General features: G+C 63.6%; 3 protein-coding genes. All 3 read left to right on the forward strand.

The window, feature by feature from the left end; all coding sequences use genetic code 11:
• A partial coding sequence (locus EN994_RS25355) for a flagellar hook-basal body complex protein (protein WP_127307897.1) occupies positions 1–468 on the forward strand: 468 nt, incomplete at its 5' end.
• A 27-nt stretch (positions 469–495) separates the two neighbouring features.
• The gene (gene flgK / locus EN994_RS25360) at positions 496–1950 is read left to right on the forward strand and encodes a flagellar hook-associated protein FlgK (RefSeq protein ID WP_063168925.1); all 1455 of its coding nucleotides are present in this window, start codon (positions 496–498) and stop codon (positions 1948–1950) included.
• A 4-nt stretch (positions 1951–1954) separates the two neighbouring features.
• The coding region (locus EN994_RS25365; protein ID WP_127307898.1) for a flagellar hook-associated family protein at positions 1955–2901 on the forward strand (947 nt) is incomplete at its 3' end.

Here is a 2901-nt window from a genome sequence, read left to right on the forward strand (position 1 = left end):
GTTTCATTTACCGTGCCGAACGGCGCCACCCTCAATCTCGATCTGTCGGCGCTGACCCAGCTTGGCACCGGCTTCACGGTTTCCGACGCCCAGGTCAACGGCAACGCACCGAGCACCATCGACAAGGTCCAGATCAGCAAGGACGGCACCATCTACGCCCAGTACAAGGACGGCTCGACCAAGCCGCTCTACAAGATCCCGCTGGCCGACGTACAGAGCCCGGACCAGCTCAAGGCGCTGCCTGGCAACGTCTATTCGCAGGGCACCGAGTCCGGCGCGGTTCGTGTCGGCTTTGCCAATGAAGGCAAGCTCGGCTCCATCATCTCCGGCGCGCTCGAGAATTCCAACGTCGATATCGCCGAAGAACTGACCAACATGATCGCGGCACAGCGCAGCTACACCGCCAATTCGAAAGTCTTCCAGACCGGTTCCGATCTGATGGACGTCCTTGTCAACCTGAAGAGATAAGACGGGCGTCGCCCGCGAAAGACCCGCATGTCACTGTCTACCGCATTGAGTATCGCCCAGTCGGCGCTTATGAACACCGCGCGACAGACCAGCGTTGTCTCGCGCAATGTCGCCGACGCCTCCAACCCGGACTATTCGCGGCGCCAGGCCGTCGTCACCAGCACGGCGCCGGGTGCGCGCTCGGTCGATATCCAGCGCGCAGCCAACGAGCTTCTGTTTCGCCAGAATCTCGCCGCGCTATCGGCCTGGAGCGGCCAGAACGCTCTCTACAACGGCATGGATCAGTTGGGTGTTGCGGTCAATGGCGTCGACAATGCGTCCTCGCCCTCGACTGCGATCGCCAACCTGCAGCAGGCGCTGCAGCTCTACGCCACCTCGCCGTCGAATCAGAACCTCGGCGCCTCCGTCATCGACGCCGCCAAACAGGTCGTGCGCTCGCTCAATGAGGGCTCCAAGGCAGTCCAGGATTTCCGCACCCAGACCGACGGTCAGATTGCCACCGCCGTCGACGACCTGAACTCGCTGCTCGGCCAATTCCAGGATGCCAACACGGCCGTCATGTCCGGAACCCGTTCCGGCACCGACGTTTCCGATGCGCTCGACCAGCGCGATGCGCTTTTGAAGAAGATTTCGAACTATGTCCCGGTGTCGACCTTCACGCGAGGCGACAATGACATGGTCATCACCACCGGCGACGGCACGACCTTGTTCGAGACGATACCGCGCACGGTCACCTTCGCGGCGTCGGCAGGCTATACCGCGGGTGCCGCCGGCAATGCCGTCTACATCGACAATGTGCCGATCTCGGCGGGAGCTGGTGGCAACACCAGCGCCAGCGGCACGCTTGCCGGCCTGCTGCAATTGCGTGACGGCGTCGCCTCGACCATGCAGAGCCAGCTCGACGAGACCGCGCGTGGCCTGATCACAGCCTTTGCCGAGACCGCACCCTCGATGGCCAACGCCGCCGGCCTGTTCACCTGGTCTGGTGCGCCGGCCGTGCCGGCCGCCGGCACGCTGGTCAACGGCCTTGCCGCGTCCATCAGCGTCAATGCAGCGATGGACCCGAGCACCGGCGGCAACCCGATGCTGCTGCGCGACGGCGGAGCCAACGGTGCGGCCTACGTCGCCAACACGGGCGGTGGCGCATCCTATTCCACCCTTCTGGTTGCCTATGGCGACCGGCTCGACCAGCCGATGACTTTCGACCCCGCCGCCGGGGTTTCGGCAACGTCCAGCGTGTCCGACTACGCCGCCAGTTCGATCGGCTGGTTCGAGGGCGTGCGCCAGCAGGCTTCGACCGCCTCCGACGCCAAGGAAGCACTGGCGTCGCGCAGCGCCGAGGCGCTGTCCAACGCGACCGGGGTCAATGTCGACCAGGAAATGTCGCTGCTGCTCGACCTCGAACACACCTACCAGGCATCGGCCCGGATGATGAAAACCGTCGACGACATGATGACGGCCTTGCTCAACGCGGTGGGATAATTCCATGACTTCAGTCTCCTCGGCCGCAATCTCCAATGCCATGCGCTCCCAGCAGATGCGCATGCAGGCCGAACTCGTCAAAGCCACGAAAGAATCCTCGACGGGCAGGGTCGCCGACGTCGGCCTGGCTCTCGGCGGGCGCACCACCCAGGCCGTCACTTTCCAGCGCGATCTTGACCGGCTCAACGTCATCATCGATTCCAACGGCCTGGTCGGCGCCCGGCTCTCCTCGACGCAGACCTCGCTTGGTCAACTCTCGACCGCCGCTCAGACGTTCCTGTCCGCCCTGACCACCGCCTCCTCAAGCGACTCGTCCAACAGCCTCACCCAATCCTCCGGCAAGGCGACCATCCAGCAGCTGACCTCGATCCTCAACACCAGCGTCAATGGCGAATACCTGTTCGCCGGCACCAACACCGACGTCAAGCCAATCAACGACTTCACAGCTGCCGGCTCCCCCGCCAAGGCGGCATTCGACGCCGCTTTCGTCGCCAATTTCGGCTTCACCCAGGATGATCCGCTCGCGGCCGACATCACGGCTGCCCAGATGGACGATTTCATCACCAATGATGTCGCCCCGCAGTTCACGGGCGCTGGTTGGCAGGGCAACTGGTCGAACGCCACCGACCAGCAGATCGTCAGCCGCATCGCACTCAACGAAACCACACCGACGTCGACCAGCGCCAACAGCGCCGGCATCCAGAAGCTCGCAATGGCGGCAGCCATGGTCAGCAGCCTGATGTCCAGCAACATCAGCCAGGCGGCGAAGAATACGGTTGTCAGCCGCTCCACCACATTGGTTGGCGAAGCGCTGAGCGGCATTGGCCAGCTTCAATCCGAGACCGGCATCGTCCAGAAGCGGGTTTCCGATGCCAACGATCGGATGAAAACGCAGGTCGACCTTTTCGAACGGCACATTCTCGACCTGGAAGCTGTCGATCCGGCCGAAGC

The organism is Mesorhizobium sp. M7A.F.Ca.CA.002.09.1.1, from assembly GCF_003998555.1.
GTDB lineage: Bacteria > Pseudomonadota > Alphaproteobacteria > Rhizobiales > Rhizobiaceae > Mesorhizobium > Mesorhizobium ciceri.